The 23,068-nt window shown below is 44.6% G+C and carries 14 protein-coding genes and 1 pseudogene; 6 read left to right on the forward strand and 9 right to left on the reverse strand.

Annotation, left to right across the window (positions count from 1 at the left end; genetic code table 11):
• Positions 1 to 57: 57 nt before the first annotated feature.
• Both FFR00_RS07305 and FFR00_RS07310 read left to right on the forward strand, forming a co-directional pair.
• Complete coding sequence (locus tag FFR00_RS07305) at positions 58 to 1,017, forward strand: sensor domain-containing diguanylate cyclase (protein WP_137672736.1); 960 nt, start codon at positions 58 to 60, stop codon at positions 1,015 to 1,017.
• A gap of 334 nt (positions 1,018 to 1,351) precedes the next feature.
• Positions 1,352 to 2,788: a hypothetical protein gene (locus tag FFR00_RS07310; RefSeq protein WP_137672737.1), complete on the forward strand. Its 1,437-nt coding sequence runs from the start codon at positions 1,352 to 1,354 to the stop codon at positions 2,786 to 2,788.
• Positions 2,789 to 2,880: 92 nt separating this feature from the next.
• On the opposite strand, the gene FFR00_RS07315 is transcribed toward FFR00_RS07310, so the two are convergent.
• The 4 genes from FFR00_RS07315 to FFR00_RS07330 form a co-directional block, all read right to left on the reverse strand.
• Positions 2,881 to 5,565, reverse strand: coding sequence for a polysaccharide lyase 6 family protein (locus FFR00_RS07315; RefSeq protein ID WP_137672738.1), 2,685 nt, complete (start codon positions 5,563 to 5,565; stop codon positions 2,881 to 2,883).
• A gap of 611 nt (positions 5,566 to 6,176) precedes the next feature.
• Positions 6,177 to 6,590: a hypothetical protein gene (locus FFR00_RS07320; RefSeq protein ID WP_137672739.1), complete on the reverse strand. Its 414-nt coding sequence runs from the start codon at positions 6,588 to 6,590 to the stop codon at positions 6,177 to 6,179.
• 381 nt (positions 6,591 to 6,971) lie between these two features.
• Positions 6,972 to 7,238, reverse strand: coding sequence for a hypothetical protein (locus FFR00_RS07325; protein WP_137672740.1), 267 nt, complete (start codon positions 7,236 to 7,238; stop codon positions 6,972 to 6,974).
• Between the two features lie 420 nt (positions 7,239 to 7,658).
• Positions 7,659 to 8,531, reverse strand: coding sequence for an HNH endonuclease (locus FFR00_RS07330; protein ID WP_235836175.1), 873 nt, complete (start codon positions 8,529 to 8,531; stop codon positions 7,659 to 7,661).
• 174 nt (positions 8,532 to 8,705) lie between these two features.
• On the opposite strand from FFR00_RS07330, the pseudogene FFR00_RS07335 reads away from it, so the two are divergent.
• A pseudogene (locus tag FFR00_RS07335) lies at positions 8,706 to 9,758 on the forward strand (IS110 family transposase); the annotation flags it as partial.
• A gap of 333 nt (positions 9,759 to 10,091) precedes the next feature.
• Here the strand turns inward: FFR00_RS07335 and FFR00_RS07340 are convergent.
• The 5 genes from FFR00_RS07340 to FFR00_RS07360 form a co-directional block, all read right to left on the reverse strand.
• Entirely contained in the window at positions 10,092 to 10,784 is a 693-nt protein-coding gene (locus FFR00_RS07340; protein ID WP_137672742.1) for a hypothetical protein, read from the reverse strand.
• A 557-nt stretch (positions 10,785 to 11,341) separates the two neighbouring features.
• Complete coding sequence (putP, locus tag FFR00_RS07345; RefSeq protein ID WP_137672743.1) at positions 11,342 to 12,838, reverse strand: sodium/proline symporter PutP; 1,497 nt, start codon at positions 12,836 to 12,838, stop codon at positions 11,342 to 11,344.
• Between the two features lie 49 nt (positions 12,839 to 12,887).
• Positions 12,888 to 13,598, reverse strand: coding sequence for a hypothetical protein (locus tag FFR00_RS07350; RefSeq protein ID WP_137672744.1), 711 nt, complete (start codon positions 13,596 to 13,598; stop codon positions 12,888 to 12,890).
• 1 nt (position 13,599) lies between these two features.
• On the reverse strand, positions 13,600 to 16,752 hold the full coding sequence (gene putA / locus FFR00_RS07355; RefSeq protein ID WP_137672745.1) for a bifunctional proline dehydrogenase/L-glutamate gamma-semialdehyde dehydrogenase PutA: 3,153 nt from the start codon (positions 16,750 to 16,752) through the stop codon (positions 13,600 to 13,602).
• Positions 16,753 to 16,995: 243 nt separating this feature from the next.
• Complete coding sequence (locus FFR00_RS07360) at positions 16,996 to 17,778, reverse strand: AraC family transcriptional regulator (RefSeq protein ID WP_137672746.1); 783 nt, start codon at positions 17,776 to 17,778, stop codon at positions 16,996 to 16,998.
• Between the two features lie 248 nt (positions 17,779 to 18,026).
• On the opposite strand from FFR00_RS07360, the gene FFR00_RS07365 reads away from it, so the two are divergent.
• The 3 genes from FFR00_RS07365 to FFR00_RS07375 are packed head-to-tail and all read left to right on the forward strand — an operon-like array spanning position 18,027 to position 23,060.
• Positions 18,027 to 19,679 carry an ABC transporter transmembrane domain-containing protein gene (locus tag FFR00_RS07365; RefSeq protein WP_137672747.1) on the forward strand — a complete coding sequence of 551 codons (1,653 nt, stop codon included), beginning with the start codon at positions 18,027 to 18,029 and terminating at the stop codon, positions 19,677 to 19,679.
• A 1-nt stretch (position 19,680) separates the two neighbouring features.
• Complete coding sequence (locus FFR00_RS07370) at positions 19,681 to 21,732, forward strand: peptidase domain-containing ABC transporter (RefSeq protein ID WP_137672748.1); 2,052 nt, start codon at positions 19,681 to 19,683, stop codon at positions 21,730 to 21,732.
• A 2-nt stretch (positions 21,733 to 21,734) separates the two neighbouring features.
• Entirely contained in the window at positions 21,735 to 23,060 is a 1,326-nt protein-coding gene (locus FFR00_RS07375) for an HlyD family type I secretion periplasmic adaptor subunit (RefSeq protein ID WP_137672749.1), read from the forward strand.
• Positions 23,061 to 23,068 lie beyond the last annotated feature (8 nt).

Below are 23,068 nucleotides of genomic sequence, written 5' to 3' on the forward strand. Positions count from 1 at the left end.
CTAGGGTGTTGATTTAACAGCCAATAGTGAATCTTACGGCCAATGTAGAAGTTGGATATGCAAGCACCAAGTACACCAGTAAGTGAAGATAGTCGGCTTAAATCGTTAAAAGAGCTCGATATTTTGGACACTCAGCCAGAAGAGCGATTCGATCGCATTACGCGCATGGCTAAACGACTATTTGACGTGCCGATTGCCTTGGTGAGCTTGGTTGATGAAAACCGTCAGTGGTTTAAATCATGTTTCGGCGTTGATGCCAGTGAAACACCTCGCGACATCTCTTTTTGTGGCCATGCAATATTGGGTGATGAAACCTTCCAAATTGAAGACGCGCTTAGCGATCCTCGTTTTGCTGATAACCCTCTAGTTACCGGTTACCCGCACATTCGCTTTTATGCTGGTCATCCCTTATCCACCCCCGATGGCGAAAAAATTGGAACATTGTGCATTATTGACACTAAACCGAAAAGTTTAAGTGCCGACGATTTAGTCGCCCTAGACGACTTAGCGGTTATGGTGGAACAAGAGTTGGCAGCCTTACAGCTGGCCAGTACCGACGAGTTAACCTGTATTTCAAACCGACGTGGTTTTATGAAGTTGGCTGACTACTCTTATGCCATGTGTCGTCGCCAAAAGATTTCCTTAGCTATTGCCTACATGGATTTAGACCAGTTTAAACCGATTAACGATGAGCATGGTCATGCTGAAGGAGACAGAGCGCTTAAACTATTTGCTGAGCAAATGTGTGGTTCGTTTCGCGAGTCTGATTTGTTTGCTCGTATGGGCGGCGATGAGTTTGTGGTGTTGTTTACCGACACCGAAGCTGCTGATGCCAAAGAGATTTTGCAGCGCTTTGCCGCAGATTTAGAAGCGGCTGCAGAAGAGAATAAGCTCGCGTATAAATTACGTTTTAGCTTTGGCTTATTAGACGTAGATTTTGCTGCTTTCCCCAGCATTGAAAGTGCCTTAGAGCAAGCGGATCAATTAATGTATCAACAAAAGAGCAGTCAGCGTTAACTAAAGGTCAGTTTGGTTAACCTTTTTTTGTTCACCTTCAAGATTCCCCCATTCAACAATACTTCCCTTTACCTAACGTAAACCAAGTCATTGGTCTACTAATGCTCTAGCCTATATTTCACTATTTATTAGTGGTTTAGTTGGCTTTCTTTGCTCCTTAAGCATTGCTTATGGAAGATTGTAGTGATTGAGTTCTCAGTTTCATTATTAAAATAGATAAATAAAAATTTCTGCAGATAGGTTAACAAAAGATAAAATTGGTAATCCAATTATGTTCTTTTTGTTGATGAGTGGTGTTAGCTTTGCGTTGAATTTAACCAAAGGAGAGTCATTCATGTCTATGATTGCGCATAAAAATTGGAATACATCTTTGTCACCTCGTTGCCTATTTAAGCCCAGCTTAATTGCCTTGATGGCGGGTTTAGCACTTAGTCATGGAGTGAGCGCAGCAAACTTTACGGCAAATAGCGCATCTCAGTTATCAGCACGGTTAGCTGATGCCGCCAATAATGGACCTGGTGTTGACGTTATTACCATTCAAGGCAGCATATTTACTGGCCAACAGATTGATGTACAAACACCGGTGATAATTCAAGGTGATTCAGGCTTTCGAGTGAGCAGGGTGATAAGAACGTCTACAGACGGTTTCCAGCCTTTGTTTAATATTCAAAGCCCTAACGTAACCATTCGCAACTTGCTGCTGATTGACCAAAATGGTCAAAATACCAATACACAAGTAGCTGCAGAGGCCGGTAACGATCATTCAAATGCGCGACTAATTAATATTCCTTACGAAGATGCTTACCAGCAAATTACTAATATCACCATTGAGAACAATACCTTTGAAAACACACCTGTGGGTATCGCATCTTCAGGTTTGATCCCTCACAACCTCACCATTAGTAACAACGATTTTATAAAAGTGAATCGCAGCGTGGAACTGCTTCGCGATGTTGGTCGTGTTTACAATGTATGGAATGTGAATGCTGATAACGTGGTGCTAAACGGCGGCACATTAAACATTTCTAATAACCGTATTCGTGGTAATCGAGTGCGTTTGGGGATCTCTGTAGATGCCGGTAACGACGGTGTGTACGTGCCACCAAGTTTTACCAATATTCCTTTCTTTGATGCAGCTGCTCGTGCTCAGTTTAGTGATAAACCAGTGGTATTTGCTAACGGATCTCAGGTTAACTCCAACATAGTGGAAGGGGCTAATGAGTTTGGTATTGCGCTGGCTACAGTGGCTAATTTAAGTGTGTCTGGTAACACCGTTAGCACCACTGAAGATGATATTAATTCTTCAGCAGATATCGAAAATAACTTTACCGCTGGCATTAACGTAGAGCATAACGCTGCCAATATTGTTGTTGACAGTAATACCATTACGGTGGGTGCGTCGGGTAACTTTGCCACTGGAATTAATGTATTGTCTTTTCAAGACCATCACGCACCGTTAAATCACGCACAAGCCAGTCAAAACATTACCTTGGTAAGAAATATCTTTAAGGGCACTGGTGAGAACACCATCTTAGGTTTTGGTTTTTCTAACTTGGTGATTCAAGACAATGATGCGTCGCAATTTACCACGCGTAATCCTTATCAAGTTACCGCCTCATTTTACAATGTGCCTTGTGGCTTAAGCACAAGTACTGCACGTGGTACTAATACTAATATTCGCTACAACCAAAGTGCGTTTAACGGCACTGGTAATGCGCCGCAGTATTACGATAAAAACGGCAATGTTGTATCTGGTTACACCTGCCAATAGTGGCTAAGCAAATAGCTAACTAATTGAATAGGCGTGTCGCTAAATAACAATAAAGAGCAGTAGCTAGCTACTGCTCTTTTGCTGGGGTGGGGCTAATCTTGACGGCTCATTAATCGAATATCGTCAAAGTAACCTTCGCTAGCGCCATTCGGTGCTGCCGAGTAAGTTAAGCTAAATTCGTCAATTCGCACTTCCACTTCGTTGTCAGTAAATTGCTGGTGAGCATAAATTTCAGCCTCGCTGTAAGTGCTGGTATCTAGTGTCATGTAAGCAAACACTTCTAGGCTGGTATTGGCTGCAGAGTTAACACTTAAACTCACCTGCTTAAAGCAGCTTTTTACATCGCCTTGTGGTGCATCATTAAGATCTTTTACATGAGCGAAAGCTTCAGCAACAATGTCGCCAGATGAATCTTTAAGCCCGTAATGTAATGTACTTAATGAGTTATCACCTTTGTTATCACAGTAATAAAGTGAATAGCGTAAATCTGTATTTTGCGGAATATTCGCCACCATTTGCGATAAACCAGGGGTAGCGGCAAAGTTGTGATTAGTGCCGCTTTTCTTAAAGCGGATCCGTGCCGAGCCACTGCTAGCAGAACCGCTATCACTAAAGGCGGTATCGCCTGAGCTGCCTACATCGCCTAAGCCTGCGCTGTCACCCTCATTTTGTAGCCAAACCGTACTTGAGCCACTGTTGCTGCGAAACTCACCTAAGTGACCGTCTGCTAGTTCGGTATCGGTGGTAATTTGCTCGGGCAAACTTAAGCTTATGTCTGCTTCGGTTACGCTGCCAGAGTTAAACTCGGCGCTTACCCACTGATATTTACTGCTAGAAGCAACACCCGAGTGCTTGACCAAATCGCCCAAGGCAAGTTGATAACTGCCTTTAACAAAGGCCGATATTACATAAGGCGTATTGGCCGTAAGTGAAACCGCTTGGCTTAGGTGACTAGTGCCACTCACCTTAGCGCTGGCGTTACGCGAAAAGGCCTCACTGCCATTCACTAACTCTGCGCCGCTGTTGTTCCAAGTTGTTAAACCATCATCAAAGGCGGGATTATTAATACTGGTCTCAAGCATGGTGGCTTTTGGTTTGCTCAAACGGTAGCTACTTGGGCCAACGTCTTCATAGCTCAACGGTGTTAAGGCAATGCTGCTAGACAGTGCTTCGTCGGCACCCACGCTGCTAATGGTTGAGCGTATTTGACCATCCATATCTAGGCTAACATTGGCAAAATCTGCTTTGTTGTAGTCACTTACCGCATCCAAATTAGGGGAGCTAGCAGAAGGACGATATAAATCATCTGCGCCTTTTTCCAAGTTGGCACTGTAAAACTCAATGCCTGCTGTACCTAATGCTACGGCATCATCATCGGCAAAAGATTGGCCGTAAAAGATGTTTCCTACCACGTTAGAATCGGGCAACATGCCGCGCTTAGCTTGGGTGATTACCGGCCCAATGGCGTGGTCTATCAAGTTGTTAGCTAAGTAAATATTCTTTGGCTGCTGAGGTTTACCCCCACCATCAATATTTAAGCTATTTACGCTGTCTACAATGGTGTTGTTGGCAACGTGCACGTTTTCTACTTGCTGATAGCCGTTGTCGCCATCTCCCGCGCCATCATAACCAAGCAAAACAATGCCACCATGATGGCTGGTATCTTGATAACGCGCTCCCTCAATGTAGTTATTCACTACCGAGTGGCCGTCGTCAGCAATACGAATTCCCCCAGCGAGCGGGTAATCTTCACTAAGAATAAAGTTGTGTTCAATTTTGTTGCTGTTGCCATGGCGATTGGTGAGCGAGCCATAGCTATTGCGAATGGTATTGTAAGCAATAAGGTTATTAGAGCCTTTGTTAGAGATAACCTCGGCTTCGCCTTGAATGCGTTCAAACACGTTTCGTACAATAAAAGAATCACCTGGGTAATGGTGGGTAAAACTTAAGCCGGTACGAATGGCTTCATAATCATTATCACTACTGCCCGCATACATTTTATTGTTTGCTGGCGGGCGGTTAGCAATGTAGTTGTTGTACACCACAATACCTTGCGCAAGCTCGGCCAGTTTAGTGGCTTCATCCCAAGCATCATCTACCCAACGGTTAAACGAAATCATAGGGTTCGCCACGGTTTTACCGCTAATCACGCTATGATCAAGCCATACATCTTTGCCATAAATATGTACCAAAATGCCATAGTCATCTTGCGCCTTAGCATCAACAATGGTGATTTCGCTAATTCGGCAATGGCTACATAAATCGTTAGTACCAAAACGGGTGGCAATGAGGTTGCTGCCATATTCCACCCCATCAAAAATTAGGCCTTGTAGCTGGGTGTAAGTGCCGCCCATATTAATGCCCACTTCACCGCCTTTTAAAATCGCTTTACCGGGGTTTTGCGCAGCAATGGTAATGGGCTGTTCGAGTGTGCCAGCGCCGCCAAAGCTAAATGTAAAATCACCACTGTATTCTCCGTCGGCTAAGCAAAGGGTAGTGCCAGCTTCCATTTCTTCTGAGGTGGCATCTACCAGCGCTGATGTTGAATCAAATACTTGGCTACATGAAATATCTGGCACCGTGAGTACAGCTTCAGGTAAACCAAAGCTCGGTTCTAGAACGGTAGGATCTGGCGCAGAAGGATCGGGCTCAGTGGGTGGGTCTATCACCGCCGGCGGATCAACAGGGGCACTTGGCGTAGCAGGGGAATCGGTGCTGCTATTACATCCTACAAGAATTAAACCCAGAACAACGGATAAGCACTTTCTAGGGTACATAGAATCTCCTTTTCTTTGTTTAGTGTTAGTTGAGCAGAAAATAAGCTACCAATATCTTACTCAATAAATAGCAATTAAAAGTGATCGTATTAATATAATTTAATAATACATATAAATAATTTGTGAGCTTGGTTCAGATACAGGCCTTAAGCATGAAAGGCCTAACTATGCCGATAGCACCATTGAGGGACTTACCTAATAATCATACAAAAATGATGGGCTTAGCTTGGATTAAGCAAAAGCGGGGGGAGTGTGGGCTTTACGTTAAACAAACAGTGACTACTAACGCATGCAATTAAAACTTCAATCAGTTAACTTGCCACCTTTGAGCACTGCTAGTTGTTCGAGTACATCTATAGTGACTAGAATTAGGGTTTTTAGTAGGCAATATGTCTGATGCTATTTGTTACCGTTTAGCATCAAATAGCATTACTCGCTTAGAGGTCATGCATTGCAGCCATCATCCTTTGGTGACTCGATGCCTTAGCATTCACTGGGCGTAGTCGGTATTATTATTACCGACTTATCGTTAAGCCATCACTGTATTAACTCGCCAGCTAAAGCACGCTGTGTTGCTGCTTTTGGTTTAGTTGGTTAAGCGTAGATTTTTACTAGCTATAACGTGCGTCTAAGGTTTTAAGTGAGCGTAAAAATAGCCCTAAACCACCCACAGCAAGAACCAAAATAACGATAAGATCAAAAGAGCTCATGGTGCGCATGCTAAAGCGAACACTAGATATAACGCCAAATAACAGTGCAGCAAGAGAGCCTATAGACAGTACCCAACCTAAGATGTTTTTCGAATTGTAAAAAATTAAGCCCACACCAAAAATAAAGGGGATCATAACGCTACCGCTGGTGACACTAAATCCACCTAAGGCGCTAAAGTTATATAATCTCGATCCCATACCAAAGTTAGACGTAACCGAAATGGCGTTTAGCAGCATGTAGAAACCACCACACATCATGACTAAACCAATAAAAAAGTGCCCAATGCCACCAGAACTTCCACCTGCGCCTTTCATTTATATAGAACCTTGTTGTGTAACTATTTGATGTGGGTTTTATCATTAAACGTATGTAAAAGTACAGCTCCCCATAACGTTTAATAGCTTGTTATCTATGATTTATTCGCTCGGCAATCGAGAGGCTACGGCCGCTTACGGGGCGTTCTCTCAGCTAACTAGCCAAACACCTATTGAATATATTGGTGGCAATAAAATCAGTTTGACGAAACTGCGTGACAAGAGAATGGTTGGGGTAAGGTTTGCACTGGCGTTCATTAAACATTTTTGAACAAAAGGGATCTACAACTTAAGCCTTGCTGAGCGCTGTTCCATTTTACCCCTTACTGTACGTTATTAGACCATGTGTACTCATAAACCATGTGCCGAAATGGCAACTCTTCAATCTCGACCTGAACGAATTTTGTAAGCATCCGTCTCAGATTTAGCCACATCTTTTGCAAAGCCATCTAGCACAGACTGGGATGTTTCATTCTCGTCATAGACAAAATAGCGAACTGCAATCATGATTATTACAAAAAACTCACTCACCATTAAAATCCCTGGCAGCAAACCTCCAATCTCAAGTTTTAACAGCACATAAGCAATGATTAGTACTACAAAGTTAATCGCTAACAGGGTGAATCCTTTCTTCTTATGTGTAGTCATAAGATCCCTCTTATCAGTCATGTTCTAAAAATCAGAATAACATTTTTTACTCGCATTACTAGTTAAATAACAAATGAATCAATAGTGATTTGTGAAAGCTAGATCTGCAACTTGAATGCGAACATCACAGTATTGATACTCACCCCAAAGGTAGGCATGCAAAGGGTAAATAGGCTTGTCGGGAGTGTTCTGAGTGCGGCTGTAACATGAATGGAAGGGTATCCAGTGACTCCGCTACCCCTTTAACTGTAGCAACCGCTAGGTGGGTTAATTTTACGGCAGTGGCCTTAAACTCTGAATCTTATTACCTGTTTTATAAGCTGGCATAAACACCTCATCTTGTTTGAATGAAGTGTCTACTGAATCGGATCAACTACAAGTTCCGTTTAAATGCCTTGTTATACATTCATTTCCCAAATGCTACCTTAATAATATTCCCCGCTCTTGGTTCATATTTTTCTCTAACTTCCACTTTGGATTCTGTTGCCACTCTATTCTTGAATTCAAGCTAAAACCGACACCACAATGGCTTATAACACTTTGTTTAGCACTAATACCGAAAGCTTGAGTGCCTTTAGATGAAAAATTAATGTTTGTGCCACCAACAGCAAAATTTATTTCTACAACGGTAATTGGAAACTTAAACTCAACACTAACGCTAGGGAGAATGTTGAACTTCTTTTGGAGTTCTATTTCATCCATGACTTCAGAAAATTTTAAATATAGATAATCACCGTTATGATAACTAACCTCTAGCTCTTTACCTTGTGGTGGAGAGCGTAGATCTAATGGGTTACCAATGTTTTCCCATGAGTTTTCTTCAATTATTACCCGTTCTTCTGGTAATAAGGACAGCATGCAAATACTCAATCTTTGATAACCATCGCAATCTCGTTTGAACGACACTACATTATGACCGTCTATTTGAACTGCTACCGGTGTTTCGTAAAATAAATTACCTCCAACTATTGATAAAAGGTCTCTTCGTAACCAGTCAAGATTTCCTTGCACACTTTTGGAGTGAACTTTGTTCTTCTTGAACGCATGTAATTGTTCATTAGTATAAGCGTACCCATCTGCTTTTTTATGGTGTTGAGCACACAATGCAATCATCCCCTCTGGATTATTATGAGGAGTAATATGAACAGGAGGATCAAAATGATGGTATTCCAAATATGGATTACCACAATCACGAACTGGACAGCCAAATCCAACTTCTGTTCTTAGGATCTCTTTAACCTTTTTAGGAATAGATGTCCGCTTTGCCATGATGCTCCAAGAATGTATAGACATAATGATCCCCGGTGAAAGTGCCGACCTCCTGCGTTTGTCGTGGGTTAGTCAAACTAGAGCCACACTGTTAGATGCAAAGTCTTAACAGAACAGGAGATCGACATGTCTAAATCTAGCACGTTTTTCATTGGACTAGATGTTCACAAATAGACCACAGATGTCGCTTATTGTGTTGATAATTCGAGAGATGAGCCTGTATTTCATGGCACCATTCCCACCAATATTCGTTCTATCAACAAACTTATCAAAAAATACAAATGCTTGGCTACCCATCTCTGTTTAGTTTATGAAGCTGGGCCGTGCGGATTTTGGCTGTATCGTCACTTGGTAAAACACGGCATTGAATGCTGGGTAGTGGCTCCCGCCCTTATCCCTAAAGCGCCCGGTGATAAAGTTAAAACCGATAGGCGTGATGCTATGGCTTTAGCGAGAATGGCGCGAGCAGGATTGATTCACTCTATTCATGTGCCCAATGCCGATGATGAAGCGGTCCGAGATTTAATCCGTTGTCGTGAAGATGCCATGCTCGATTGTCGCCAAGCGCGGCAGCGTTTAAAGCTGTTCTTGTTACGCAATGGTCACCCGTGTTCGGGGCGGCAAGCCTGGAATGAGGCCTACAAGCGGCACTTAGCTGATATTCATGTCTTTGAGCCAGCTAAAAAACTCACCTTTCAGCACTACATCAACATTGTTACCGAGCGCTATGAGCGGCTTCAGCATCTTGAGCAAGAGCTACAGATAATTGCCCAAGACTGGTCTTGGTATCCGTTAGTCCAATACCTCACCGTGTTAAGAGGTATTCGCTTCTTATCGGCCATTACCTTAGTGGCAGAGCTGGGTGACATGCGCCGTTTTGCTAACCCGCGTTCACTGATGAACTTTGTGGGCTTAACGCCCTCAGAATACTCCAGTGGCAACCGGCAAAAACAAGGCGGTATTACTAAGTGTGGCAATACTCATGCACGGCGAATACTAATAGAAGCCGCCTGGGCCTATCGCTTTGCCCCCAAAGTCTCCCGCGAGTTACAGATACGCCAGCAAGACCAATCACTGAATTTACAGCAGCGTTCATGGGAAGCTCAGCTTCGATTATGTCGACGCTTCGCCCAACTCAAACACCGTGGCAAAGAACACAACAAAGTGGTTACGGCTGTTGCCAGAGAACTACTAGATTACATCTGGGACATTGCCCAGCGCTTTGACCCACAAAGCCAACATATAGGGTAGAAATAGAAAGAAGCTAAGTGTTTAAACAACTTGAGTGAGTAAGACCTGCGGCAGCGGTGAGAGCAATCCTCGAGGGCGTTAAGCGATGCAAACTCGCGCACCTAGACTGAGGCAAGGCTTCTCAATCAAGTGCAGGCGCAAACCATCTTTACAAAAAGGTGCGATAGCCAAGCTCGCCCTCTTTTTCTAATATCAGCAAGGTCAACCGCCGACACTTACTTGCCAAAGGTCTCTCATTCAGGTTTTCTATGCTGGTGTTAATCGGTAGAAGTAAACTTGTGCGTGTTGACAGTGGGGGTCATATCAACGCCTAAATCAGGTGCGCCGTAGGCGTCATCTGGATTTTCTTGTTAGGCATTTTCCGATAATTTCTTCAAAACAAAAAAACTTAGGCTCACAATGATAAGTTTCTTTGAAAATGACAAATATCTTTTTGAAGTTTCTATATGCTCCATGATAATAGTTTTCACTAATGTAGTCTTCCAAGCACTTTCTCCATCGCTTTTCACTGATGTTGACTAATAGAAGTACATTGTTTTGAAAGTTGTATTTATTTGCATAAATACATGTATGAAATATATCTTTGAGCATTTCATTTCTGGAGGTGTTTGGATTTGTTTTTGCCTCAATAATGAGCTTCTGATTCTCTGGAGACTTGTCATTCTGGTTAGCATGAACGAGGAAGTCAGGTTCTTGAGACCAATAATCGTGCATGTTGATTTCTGAACCTATGCTATTATTCAATCTCTCCCAAGTTTCTCTTATTCTATAATCTGGATTTTCATACCACATGAATTTTTTAGGGACCTCGAAGTCATATTTGACCTCTTTATAAAATCCTCGCTCCCTGTCCATGATAGAAGCATATTTTATTGAGAACTCAATCATAAATCTTCGTTCTAAATTTCTAATTGCCTCTCTATCAATTAAATTCCCAGAGCAGTAAGCAATGTCATCTACCCCATAGAATCTGTCATCTATATTATTTAATGCCTCTAGAACGGAAGCTAGTATTTTATTATTCATGTTTTTTATTATCACGGAATTATTGATTGCTGAATTGATGCCTAACGCTAAGTAGGCCGCACGTGCGACCTATCCCATTCAATGGGCGCGCGTTCTATCACAAAAAACATGATTTTAATCACGCTCTCTCATCAGTTTATGATTTGATATTAACCCATTGTCTAGCTTAGTTTTTTACTCGGAATCAATCAATCGTCGCTCCAAAGCTTTCATTGATTGCTTTGACAAATGACGCAAACAAAACCAGGAGGGTTGTTCAAATGCACAGTTAAAAAGTGCGTAAACCTAGTAAGTGAGAGCATTGCCTATATATCTCGCGTTACAGGGTCGTAAATTGGATAAAAACCATTAGTTTTAATCGGGAAGGAGTTAATGATGGCAGCCTTGCTAACCCTAAGGTAAAACTCATTTAGGGGGGATGAGTGTGTTAGAAGCCGTTATTTGAGAGTGATGTGTTGTGCTTGAATCGAGAGCGGGTATTTACGCTTTGTTGTTGCTTAAACGGGCATAAAAAACCGCTAACCCAAAGGCTAGCGGTTGTTAATTAACTTGAGAATTTAGTCTAAGCTCATTAACTGTTTTTCGTATTCTTCGTGTGTTTTTTGCACAGAGGCTTCAGCACCACCAGTGGTTTTGCTCACGGCAACAATTGCAATGCTGGCTAAAATAAAGCCTGGAACAATTTCATAAATATCGAAAATGCCACCGCTAAGTTGCTTCCAAACCACCACTGTTACGCCACCTAATACTACACCGGCTAATGCGCCATTGCGGTTCATGTCTTTCCAGAACAGGCTTAACAATAAGGCGGGACCAAAGGCTGCACCAAACCCAGCCCAAGCGTAAGATACTAGGCCTAGCACTGAGCTTTCTGGGTTCATTGCTAACACCAGCGCTACAATGGATAACGCGACTACTGCAACGCGGCCTACTTTAACAATCTCTTGTTGGCTGGCTTGCGGGCGAAATACCTGCTTGTAAAAATCTTCTGCTAGGGCAGATGATGACACTAACAGTTGTGAATCGGCAGTACTCATAATGGCTGCTAGGATAGCGGCTAACAAAATACCGGCAATCACTGGGTGGAAGATAGCGTTTACCAACAACATGAAGATGGTTTCGCCATCTTTAATGCTGCCACCCAGTTGGGCATCTACGTAGGTAATGCCCACCAGGCCAATTAGCAGTGCGCCAGCCATTGATAAGGCTGTCCACGTTACAGCGATACGGCGAGCGGTACCAATGTCTTTATTGCTGCGAGTGGCTTTAAAACGCGCCAAAATATGCGGTTGGCCAAAGTAGCCCAAACCCCACGCCACTAACGAGATAATAGCAATGGCAGATAAAGGCTCGCCTTTTACGTCTGTCCATAGATTAAGTAACTCTGGATTTTTTAGTTCTAGGGCTTGGCTTAAATCACCAAATGAACCTTCCATAGCGGCTATTGGCACTATCATTAGCGCTGCCGACATTAACAAGCCTTGCACTAAGTCTGTCCATGATACGGCTAAGAAACCACCAAAGAGGGTGTAAGACACCACACAAACAGTACCCACTATTACGGCGGTGGTGTAGTCCAAACCAAATACGGTTTCGAATAACTTGCCACCTGCTACTAAGCCCGAGCTAGTGTAGAACAAGAAGAACAGCAGGATGAAGAATGCTGAGATTGATTGCAGCAATTTTGATTTGTCTTCAAAACGGCGCGCAAAAAATTCAGGTATGGTGAGCGCATTGTCTACCACAATAGAGTAGGTGCGCAGGCGTTTGGCGCAAATCAGCCAGTTTAACCATGTTCCTATTAACAGGCCGCCGGCTAACCAGAAGGCTTCAATGCCTGCGGCGTAGGCGTAACCCGGTAAACCTAGAAGTAACCAACCACTCATATCGGAGGCGCCAGCAGATAAGGCCGCTGGCCATGGGCCTAAAGAACGGCCACCCAAGAAGTAGTCTTCAGAGTTTGAGGTGCGTTTATAAGCGTAAATACCAATTGATAGCATAACGATGAGATAGGCTATAAATGTGGCACTGATAGCGAAGCTATTTTCAATCATTCCTTGTTCCTTTTATTGCTCAAATGAGCATTTGGGGCTTTATCGGTTATTATTCGCCGCTGCCTAGCTCTAGCAGACTAGCGTTACCACCAACGGCGGTAATATTTATGGTGCGTGTACGCTCTGTGATAAAGCGTAAACACAACTTTGAATCGCTCAACTGGCTAAAGTTAAGAGAATCTGTTTCGTAAATCAGCTGAGCCAATTGCCCATCGCGCTCTGCCAATATTTGGTTAAAGCGCTGGCAAGTTGCAGGTGCAGCGGCTAAGGCTACGCCCGCTAACTGCGGCTGTTTAGCTAAAGGCTCGCAGGCTTCTGCAGCCACTTGAGTAGCTACTCTGTCTGGGCAGCCTGCTCGTAGTAACTCACTAAGCAAGCTATCTAGCTCAATATGTGTGTTAGCTGCACTACAAATAACGGTATTGCCAGCGACCAAAGCGGCGCTAATTAAACCCACTAGTGCAGTGGTATTAGCGGCTTCGTCGGCAAATACTAAAAAGCTGCCACGGCCAACACAATACAACTGGTTGGTTTCACCAGTAGGCCCTTGCAACGTGTGGGTCTGCGCTATTGTTGCTAAGGCTTGTTGGCATTGAAAGCGGATCATAGCAACGCTTTCGGTAAACTTATTATCGCGCTGGTCTAACAATGTTGCCCAACGCTGAACAATAGCGACCCGTTGCTCCACACTTTGTTGTTGCCAAGTTTCTAATACCGCTAGGCTTTGGTTCAACTGATTCATATGCATAGTCATAGTCATGTTATTGCACCTCGCCGTTACTCGATGGAGTGACTCGCGCTTTTACAAAGCGATATAAGTAGTGTGGTCCACCGGCTTTAGGGCCAGTGCCAGATAAGCCTTGGCCACCAAAGGGTTGTACCCCCACCACTGCGCCTACTTGGTCTCGGTTGATGTAACAATTACCCACACGTGCGCGTTGTTCTATGTGCTGATAGGTGCTTTCATTACGACTATGCACCCCCAATGTTAAACCAAAACCACTTTGGTTTATTTGATCAATTACCCTATCAAGTTGATTTGCTTGATATTTAATCACATGCAAAATAGGGCCGAAGTGCTCTTGGTTGAGCTGGTTAATATTTTCGATTTCAAATGCACAGGGGGCAACAAAGGTGCCTTGCTCACATTGCTTGGGTAGTTCGAGCTGGTAAATAAGCTGGGCATTTTTCTTTAGCCACGCAACATGGGTAAGTAATTTTTTTTGCGCGAGGGCATCGATGACTGGGCCAACATCGGTACTTAAGCGCTCGGGGCAAGCTACGCTAAGTTCTGCCATCGCTCCTTGAATCAATGTAATAATTCGGTCTGCAATATCTTGCTGCACATACAATACTCGCAGCGCAGAGCAGCGTTGGCCAGCAGACGCAAACGCGCTGCGAATAACATCACGTACTACTTGTTCGGGTAGGGCGGTGCTGTCGACTAACATGGCATTTTGTCCGCCTGTTTCAGCAATAAATGGTACTGGCATCGCTTCTCGCTTAGCCAGTTGGCGGTTAATTGTTTGCGCCGTGGGAGTTGAACCGGTGAAAGCTACGCCAGCAATGCGTGGGTCACCGCTTAAGCTCTCGCCTAGTTCTGCACCACTGCCAATCACTAAACCAATGACCGAAGCCGGAATGCCCGTGTCTAACAAAAACTCAATACATCGCGTTGCGATTAACGAGGTTTGCTCGGCGGGTTTGGCAACAACAGTATTGCCCGAGACAAGCGCTGCCGAGATTTGGCCAATAAAGATAGCCAATGGGAAGTTCCATGGGCTGATGCAGACAAATACGCCTCGACCCTGATACGCCACATGTTGAGTGTGACCATTAAAGCCTGTTTGCTCGCAGGCTTGGCTGAAATTGGCGACTGCTTGTTGTGGGTAGTAACGTAAAAAGTCTACCGCCTCGCGAATTTCGTCGATGCTGTCTAATACGGTTTTGCCTGCTTCGCGATGACATAAGGCCACTAGTTCAGCCATGTTTTGCTCTAGCTTGTCAGCCAAGCAAAGCAGAAAAGCAGCACGCTGTTTAACCGGTGTATCTCGCCAGCTAGCAAACGCTTGTTGGCCGGCACTAATGGCTTGTTCTGCTTGTTCATTGCTCGCCCACATTATACTGCCAACATGTTGCTGGCGATGGCAAGGTGCTGTAATTTGTTTGGCTTCGCCAGGCTGCTTTTCGCCATTAATTATCGATTGCGCCTGCCATGTATAGTCACCTAAAAAGGCGCTTACTTGGCGCTCAAAGGGTTGCCATTCACTTTCAATATCGGTGGCTACACCGCTCGAGTTTTGGCGTTGATCGCCAAACAACTGTGGAGGCTTAACAATTCTAGGGTTATGCAAACAGCTACGTGAGCGCAATAAAGTCACTGGGTGAACGGTTAGATCCGCTACTGGGCATCGCGCATCGACTAAACGGTGTACAAAGGAACTGTTCGCGCCATTTTCCAATAAACGCCTCACTAAATATGGCAGCAGATCTTTATGGCTACCCACGGGGGCGTAGATACGTACATCGCTAGCCAGTAAGCTTTTAGCATGGTTGTACAAGGCATCTCCCATACCGTGCAAACGTTGAAATTCAAACTCTTTATGGCTAGCCATTGCTGATATGGCGGCAATGGTTTGTGCGTTATGGCTAGCAAACTGCGGAAAAATTAAGCCGCGTAAGTGCTCGCTAAGCAGCAAGCGAGAGCAGGCTAAATAGCTAACGTCGGTGGCTTCTTTGCGGGTATACACGGGGTAGCCATGATGACCATGTTGCTGAGCAAGCTTTAGTTCGGTATCCCAATAAGCGCCTTTAACCAAGCGCATCGGAATAACATCGCCCTGTTTTTTAGCCAAACCTGCAAGCCACGCTATTACTGGCAATGCTCGTTTAGAATAGGCTTGCACGACCAGCCCAAATTTACCCCAGCCGCGCATGGCGGGATCTTGATACAGCTTGGCAAAAAGCTTGAGTGATATTTCTAAGCGGTCGGCTTCTTCAGCGTCGATGGTGATAGCCACTTCTTGTTCACGAGCATGCACAAGCAGGGCTAACACGCTGCTAAACATTTCGTTCATTACCCGGGTTTGATTGGCGGCTTCGTAACGCGGGTGCAATGCCGATAATTTAATCGATACAGAAGGGGCTGGAGCCGAATGCGTATTAGCTTGTTGGCTTTGGGCTACTTGGCTAATGGCTTGGTAATAATCGTTAGCGTATTTGCTGGCATCTTCTGCGGTAAGTGCAGATTCTCCCAACATATCAAAAGAGTAGCTAAAGCCTTGGCTGCTTGGCTCGTCACCATTTTTTAGCGCTTCTTGAATGTTCCTGCCCAGCACAAATTGGTGGCCCATAATTTTCATGGCTTGGTGCATGGCTTGGCGAATGACTGGCTCAGAGAACTTGTTCACTAATCGGTTGAGTATGCTACTGGGTTGGCCGTTAGCGGGTTCATCTAAACTGACTACTTTGCCAGTGAGCATTAAGCCCCAGGTAGAGGCATTTACAAATAATGAGTCTGAATTCTTAAGGTGAGACTTCCAATCGGCCACGCTCATTTTATCGCGAATTAGCGCGTCGGCAGTGGCTGCATCGGGTACTCGCATGAGCGCTTCGGCTAAACACATTAACAATATGCCTTCGCGGGTATCTAGGCTGTACTCCAGCAACAAGGCGTCAATCATTTGCACCGCTTTTTTATCGGCGCGTACTCGCTCGATTAATTGAGTGGCTAGCACGGTGCTGGTGCTTAATTCGGTTTCGCTGGGTTGGGCGATAGGCAGTAATTGCCTTAACCAAGTGGATTCATCTACCGAATACAAAGGAGAAATATGCTGCCACAGCTGATCTACGGGTTGGTCGATAAATGAAGCGTGTAGCATTTTTTGAGCATCTAGGTGCGTTGAATTCAGCATGCTATGTCCTCGTATTGCCAACCTCTGCGAGGGGACAAAGGATGTTACGGCTTTGTTATTGAGCGACTGATTGTAGAGTGCTTTTTGCCTTGGGTATTTCGAAAAACTCCGAGATTTTTTAGAAAAACTCCGCTGATTAACAAACGTTGAACTGAAGTGTTAACAAATCCAAAGACTATTGCTGGCAGCTTTTAGCATTAAGTGTAGTAACGGCAAGCAATGATTAAAAACTCTATGAGCTAATTAATGATGTTGGCGACGATAGCGCGCGGGAGATTGACCGAAAAAAGTGCCAAATGCACTGGTAAAGCTGCTTTGACTGGCAAAGCCGCAACTATCGGAAATTTGCTGCAGGCTTAGGGTAATATCGGCCAATAGCTGTTTGGCCAATTCGAAGCGTTTACGCAATACATATTGGTGAGGAGTAATACCATTTTGTTGGCGGAACCGCTGGTAGAATTGGCTTTCTGCCAAGTAAACGCAGCCCGCGAGCTGAGCTACGCTAATTTTTTGATGTAAATGCTGTTGAATGTAACGGTCAACAATATCCATTTGTAAACGGGCGCCACGCTGCTGATGGTTATTCGCTAGGCTTAGTTGATTTTGCAGTACGCAGACTAAAGTATTGGCGCAAGCCTCGCCGAGTAACAAGTCTTGTGGTTGGCTAACAATTTCATGGCACAGGGCAGCAATCAGTACTTGAGATTGATTGGATAGCTGAAAATAGGCTTTGCGTTCAAATAGCTGGCAAACTTTATCTTGATAGTTTTGCTGTGGGTTTGCGTGCTGTTGATGTGACGGCAGATTTACCACTAATATCTGATTGCGACCTAAGCCGGTAAAGGCGTGGTCTGTTGCTACCGGCACTAAGCAGCCTTGCCCAGGGCCCACTAAATTACCTTGGCCCTGAATGTCGAATTCAGTCTGTCCTTGCAGCCCAATCACTACTTGGTAGTAGCTGTGGCTGTGATGGTGTGACTGGCTGGGGAGGGCCAGCACTTGCGCTAAGCTAGATGATTCATTCATATCTGTCTGTTTAACAAAGTGATATTAGTTATAAATGACTACTTAGTCATTCAAGATGAAGTCTTGAGCTGTTTACTGACTAAAAGATAGTGAATTAGTTTGTTTGGTGTGTCAATTATGTTAATGAATATGTGGGGGGGATTTCTCGAGCACTCAAATAAACGCCAACTGAAAAAGAAAAAAGCAGATTATTTGCTAGGCTTATCAATAACTCATCGCAGTGTTTATTGAGAAAGGAAGCCAGCTAAATGAGGTATGCGTTAAGCCTATTGTTTCGAAATCGGTCAGCAATCGATGTATTGCTCTCTTCTACATTTATAAACTTACTCTCGCTCGCTTTGCCTTTTGCCATGTTGCAGATTTACGACCGCATATTACCTAACCAAGGCTACGGCACGGCTACGGTTCTTATGCTCGGTGTGGCGGTGGCTATTTTGCTAGAGCTAGTGTTGCGATATATACGTAGCTGGTTATTGGCTTCTGCAGCCGCTAATTTTGAGTTGCATACCACTATTGATGCGGTGAAAGCTCTACTCGCTAGCAGTTTTGAACCTATCGCGAAACTTGGCAGGGGCGGGGTATTTAATGGCTTAAGTTCAATAGCAGGTATGCGAGACCTATATTCTGGTCAAGCGGCCTTAGCCCTGATTGATTTCCCATTTGTTGTTATTTTCTTAGCTTTAGTGGCTTACATTGGTGGGCCCTTAGTTTTTATTCCGATTGCCGTATGGGGATTAATTAGCTTACTTGTATTGCTGCTTGGCAAGCAGCTAGCCCAAGCCACTAAAGATTTAGCGCTTAGCGAGGCTGAACGATCACGATTATTGATTAACGTATTGTCTGGGCTAACCTCCACTAAAGCCTTAGCTCTAGAAAGTGGCATTGCCGCAAATTACCGAAAAATTAACTATAAGCGTTTGCAACAACAACAGCGGGTTGATTGGTTATCAGCCAAGCTGCAAGAGTTTATTCAAGGTGCTTCTCAGGGAACTACCTTAGTATTGGTATTGTTGGGGTGTCTAATGGTGTTAGATGGACAGTTAACCACTGGTGGCTTGGCGGCTTGTTCTATCTTAGCGGGTCGAGCGGTTGCTCCTTTAAGCGCCATTATTAGCCTCCGCTCTCGAATGGTTACCGCCAAGTCTGCGATGCAACAAGTAAAGCAGTTGACAAGTTTAGAGGGAGAGCGCTTTAGCGCCGAACATTGCTATCAGCAAAAGTTACCAGCAGGGCCCATTGAATACAGCCATCTAAGTGTTAAAACTTCGGTGGCCTGTATTGAAAACGCGAGTTTTAGCCTACCCGCTGGCAGCATGGTGGTAGTGCAATCTAATCCTCTTAGCCATGCCAGTTTGGTATTAAGTACGCTGGCTGGCTTTCATCAGTTGCAACAAGGCAGCATTAATATTGCTGGTGTTGAACTTGGCCTGCATGACGCAAATGAGTATCGCCAATCCGTGGTGTATTTAGCGCCGTGGCCTACCTTGTTTGCTGGCAGTTTGATGGAAAACATGACCTTGTTTCGGCCTGAATTAGAAGCCAATGCCATGGTGTTAGCAGAAGAGTTGGGTTTGAGTGCTGCCATTTCCTTGTTACCAGCCGGTTATCAAACCCGCGTTGGAGACAGTGGTAACCAAATGCTTAACAAGGGAGCGATTAAGCTTATCGCTCTGGTACGCGCGTTAGCGCAGCAACCTTCGATATTGCTGCTAGACGAGCCTATGTTGTCTCTAGATGCTGATGCTCAGCAGCGTTTACTGGCCTTGCTAAGCAAGCAAGGCGATGACATGACGGTGATGATCGCTTCGCATTTTGAAGAAGTAAAAGCCCATTGCGACATACAACTGCAAATTGCAGAAGATGGCTTAGTCAAGCTGTTAAAACAACAGAGGGGGGCTTAACATGGAGCAGCAAAATCCTGATTTAAAACCCACCTTAATTAGTTTGTTGCAGCAACTTGGTTTGTACTCTCAAGCAACCAATATAGAACAAGACCAGCGCATAGATTCGCTAGATGTTATGGGCTTTGTGGGGCTGCTTAAAAAACACCATATTGCCTATTCGGTGCATCGTCACTTGCCTTCCTTAGTTTCTCAAGCGGCTCATCCTTTTGTACTGATATCTGATCATCATGCTCCTAAGTTGTTGCGTCGCCATGGTGAGCAACTGGAACAGTTTGAGCAGCAGTGGCAAGCCTGTGACCCCGCAACTATCGGTGAAGACGCGCATCTAATTATGATTGAGCGCTTGCCTCAGCAGGGATCTTCTGCGAAAGCTTTTGCCGAGCAAGTGAGCAAGCGAAGTAAATGGTATCGGCCGGTATTTTGGCTCAGTTTATTGTCTAGCTTGACGGGATTAGCCGTGCCGCTATTTACAATGGCAGTTTATGACCGTGTAATTGGCGGTCAAACACCTGAGGTATTGCCCAGTATTGCTTTAGGTGCGGCATTGGCCTTAAGCATTTTAGTTGCATCTCGCTTGATTAGAGCAAGAGTGATGTCCTCAGCGAGTAATCGCATGGCGAGAGATTTGTCTGAACTTACCTTTCACCGTTTGCTGAACATGCCGTTAATGGTGTTATCGCGAGTGGGCATTGCCAATCATGTGGCGCGTATGCGTAATGCAGAAAAAGTTCGCACTGTGTTATCTGGTCCTGCTGCAGGTGGCTTAATCGATTTACCTTTTACCTTCATCGCCTTAGCGACCATTACTTTGTTAAGTGGTTGGTTGGTGCTGGTTCCACTGCTGATGTTACTGGTGTTTTACCTACTTATGCGATTAATGCGCAGCTACATTCAAAGCGCTTCTCCTACGGTATCTGGTGAGTATCAAAATGCGCTTAACGAGTTGGCTAAAAATCTCACCCAATTAAAAGCGGCCGGGCAAGTCGATGCTTGGACCACTAAGTTTGCCCGTTTATGTCGTGAGAATAGCCGGCAGAACTTTCGTTATGCGGCGCGCAATGGGCTAATGGCTGCCGTTGCTCATGCTTTAAGTCTATCCACTGCCTTGGTCACTGTTTTCTGTGGCATTTTTTTGGTGCTTAACCAGTCAATATCTGCTGGGGCGTTGATTGCCTGTGTCATGCTGATTTGGCGAATTACCGGCCCAGCGCAACTAGCGTTTAGCTCCACCCAAAAGTTCACCTTGCTAAAGGGGGCCGCTGAGCAGTTTGACCGATTTATGCAGGTGAAAACCGAAAATAGCGAACTGCGTTTAGATGTACCCGATATGAGCTGCGCACCTAGTGTGTCTTTTCAACATTTAACCTTGCGTTATGGAGCCGAAATGGAGCCGGCATTATCGGCCGTTAATGCTGAAATAGAAGCTGGAGAAATAGTAGCAGTCATTGGCCCTAATGGCTGTGGTAAAACCTCATTGTTGCTATCAGCTTTAGGGGTAATTGAACCTCAAGCCGGTTATGTAGCAATAAACAACAAAAACATTCGCCAGTACGATCCGGAGCTATTGCGCTCATGGGCGGCTTATTGCCCGGCAGAGCCAGATTTATTTCCGGGCACTTTGGCTGAAAACCTACGAGTAGCAAATCCTGATGCCAGTGATGAACAATTAATTGATGCGTTGTTGGCTGCTGGTGGGCAAGCGTTATTTAGCGCGTTAAATGAACAGTTAGATACGCCAATTGCTGGTGATGACAGTGCCATGCTATCGGCGGTAGAAGGTGGCTACATTTCTTTAGCAAGAGCACTACTAAAAGGGGCTCAGTACTTGCTGTTAGACGAGCCTTTAGCAAACCGAAATCCAGATGCTAAACGCCAATTTATTCGCACCTTAGAAAGCTTGCGAGGCAAAGCCACAATTATCTTCACCAGCCATGATCAAGAGCTAATTCAACTAGCCGACAAGGTAATAATTTTAGACAAAGGTACAGCCGCTTATGTTGGACCTATTCCTTCACAGCAGCCTCAAACCAACAGTGATACGGAGCAGTAAATATGGAACAGCATCAATTGTCTAATCGTATTTGGCCAGAACATGAATTTACTGATGCCATTGAAGCCCCCGCGGAGAGAACGCTGATTAGGCGTATTGCGTGGTTTATCGCGTTGTCAGTATTGGGAATGCTGTTGTGGTCAATTTTTACCACTGTGGAAGAAATTGCTAAAGCCAAAGGGCAGGTGGTGCCACTGGGTCACAGGCAAGTTATTCAAAGCCAGCTAGGTGGAACTTTAGCTTCTGTGAGTGTAGAGGAAGGTGACGTGGTTAAGCAGGGCGATGTACTTGCAAATTTTGTGGCCATTGATAGCCAGTCTTTAGAGGAAGAATTAGCCAGCAAACAAGCTAATTTGGAATTACGTATTGAGCGTTATAACGCCTTTGTTGAGCAGCGCCAAGCAGACTTCTCGGCATTTGAAGCGGAGTATTCTAAATTAGTGGCGCAGCATGTTTCAGCACTTAAAAGGATGAATGCTGAGTTAGCCGCCACTTCAGCATTAACAGAATCGGAGATAGCTAAAGCTAAAGCAGAGTTGGCTGCGGTAGAGAATGAAGTGCCAGCACTAAGTGACCAAATATCGGCCTCTCGTAAAACCATCAACATGATGAAATCGCCGGGCGGTATTCAGGTGGTGTCTAAACTACAGGTACTTGAAGCTCAACAAAAGCTCGACTCTTACATAAGAGAGCTAAAATCTTTAGAGGGTAAAGAACAAGTTTTAAGTAAAAGCTTAACCAATCTAAGTAAGCAACTAGATCAGAAAAATGCGGCTTTGTTCAATCAAGTAGGCGAAAAACGGGCTGAGGCTCAAGCCGAACTGTTAGGGGTTGAGGCGCGTTTAAAATCTTCCGGTTCACAAGTTTCTCAAACTACTGTTTTGGCGCCGGTTGATGGGATTGTGCAATCTATTCCGACTACCTCCTCAGGCAGCGTAATTGCACCAGGGGGAACTGTCGCAGTAATTGTTCCTACTACCAAGGAAGCGCTAATTGAAGCCAAACTATCTCCACGTGATATTGGTTTTGTTACAGAAGGTCAACGAGCAAGAATAAAAATAGACGCCTTTGATTACAGCCGTTATGGGGCCTTAGACGGAATTGTTCAACGGATTTCTCCTTCGACCGACACTGATGAGAAAGGAGGTGTTTTCTATAAGGTGAAAATCAGCATTGAGAGACCGTTTTTTAACAATGATCCCGAGCGCTTTGGCTTAATTCCTGGGATGACCGGAGAAGTAGATATTGTGACTGGTGATAAAACGGTATTTCAATACTTATGGAAACCGGTATTTACCAACATAACCACTGCCTTTGGCGAACGGTAAGGGAGGTT

Origin of the sequence: Agarivorans sp. Toyoura001 (assembly GCF_005405585.1) — a bacterium.
GTDB lineage: Bacteria > Pseudomonadota > Gammaproteobacteria > Enterobacterales > Celerinatantimonadaceae > Agarivorans.

Bases quoted from the DNA above. Each gene is read 5' to 3' on its own strand.
- FFR00_RS07320 (WP_137672739.1), bottom strand. From the start codon at position 6,590: ATGAAAGGCGCAGGTGGAAGTTCTGGTGGCATTGGGCACTTTTTTATT.
- putP (WP_137672743.1), bottom strand. From the start codon at position 12,838: ATGATTGAAAATAGCTTCGCTATCAGTGCCACATTTATAGCCTATCTC.
- FFR00_RS07350 (WP_137672744.1), bottom strand. From the start codon at position 13,598: ATGACTATGACTATGCATATGAATCAGTTGAACCAAAGCCTAGCGGTA.
- FFR00_RS07375 (WP_137672749.1), top strand. From the start codon at position 21,735: ATGGAACAGCATCAATTGTCTAATCGTATTTGGCCAGAACATGAATTT.
- FFR00_RS07340 (WP_137672742.1), bottom strand. From the start codon at position 10,784: ATGAATAATAAAATACTAGCTTCCGTTCTAGAGGCATTAAATAATATA.
- FFR00_RS07330 (WP_235836175.1), bottom strand. From the start codon at position 8,531: ATGTCTATACATTCTTGGAGCATCATGGCAAAGCGGACATCTATTCCT.
- FFR00_RS07310 (WP_137672737.1), top strand. From the start codon at position 1,352: ATGTCTATGATTGCGCATAAAAATTGGAATACATCTTTGTCACCTCGT.
- putA (WP_137672745.1), bottom strand. From the start codon at position 16,752: ATGCTGAATTCAACGCACCTAGATGCTCAAAAAATGCTACACGCTTCA.
- FFR00_RS07325 (WP_137672740.1), bottom strand. From the start codon at position 7,238: ATGACTACACATAAGAAGAAAGGATTCACCCTGTTAGCGATTAACTTT.
- FFR00_RS07305 (WP_137672736.1), top strand. From the start codon at position 58: ATGCAAGCACCAAGTACACCAGTAAGTGAAGATAGTCGGCTTAAATCG.
- FFR00_RS07360 (WP_137672746.1), bottom strand. From the start codon at position 17,778: ATGAATGAATCATCTAGCTTAGCGCAAGTGCTGGCCCTCCCCAGCCAG.
- FFR00_RS07315 (WP_137672738.1), bottom strand. From the start codon at position 5,565: ATGTACCCTAGAAAGTGCTTATCCGTTGTTCTGGGTTTAATTCTTGTA.
- FFR00_RS07370 (WP_137672748.1), top strand. From the start codon at position 19,681: ATGGAGCAGCAAAATCCTGATTTAAAACCCACCTTAATTAGTTTGTTG.
- FFR00_RS07365 (WP_137672747.1), top strand. From the start codon at position 18,027: ATGAGGTATGCGTTAAGCCTATTGTTTCGAAATCGGTCAGCAATCGAT.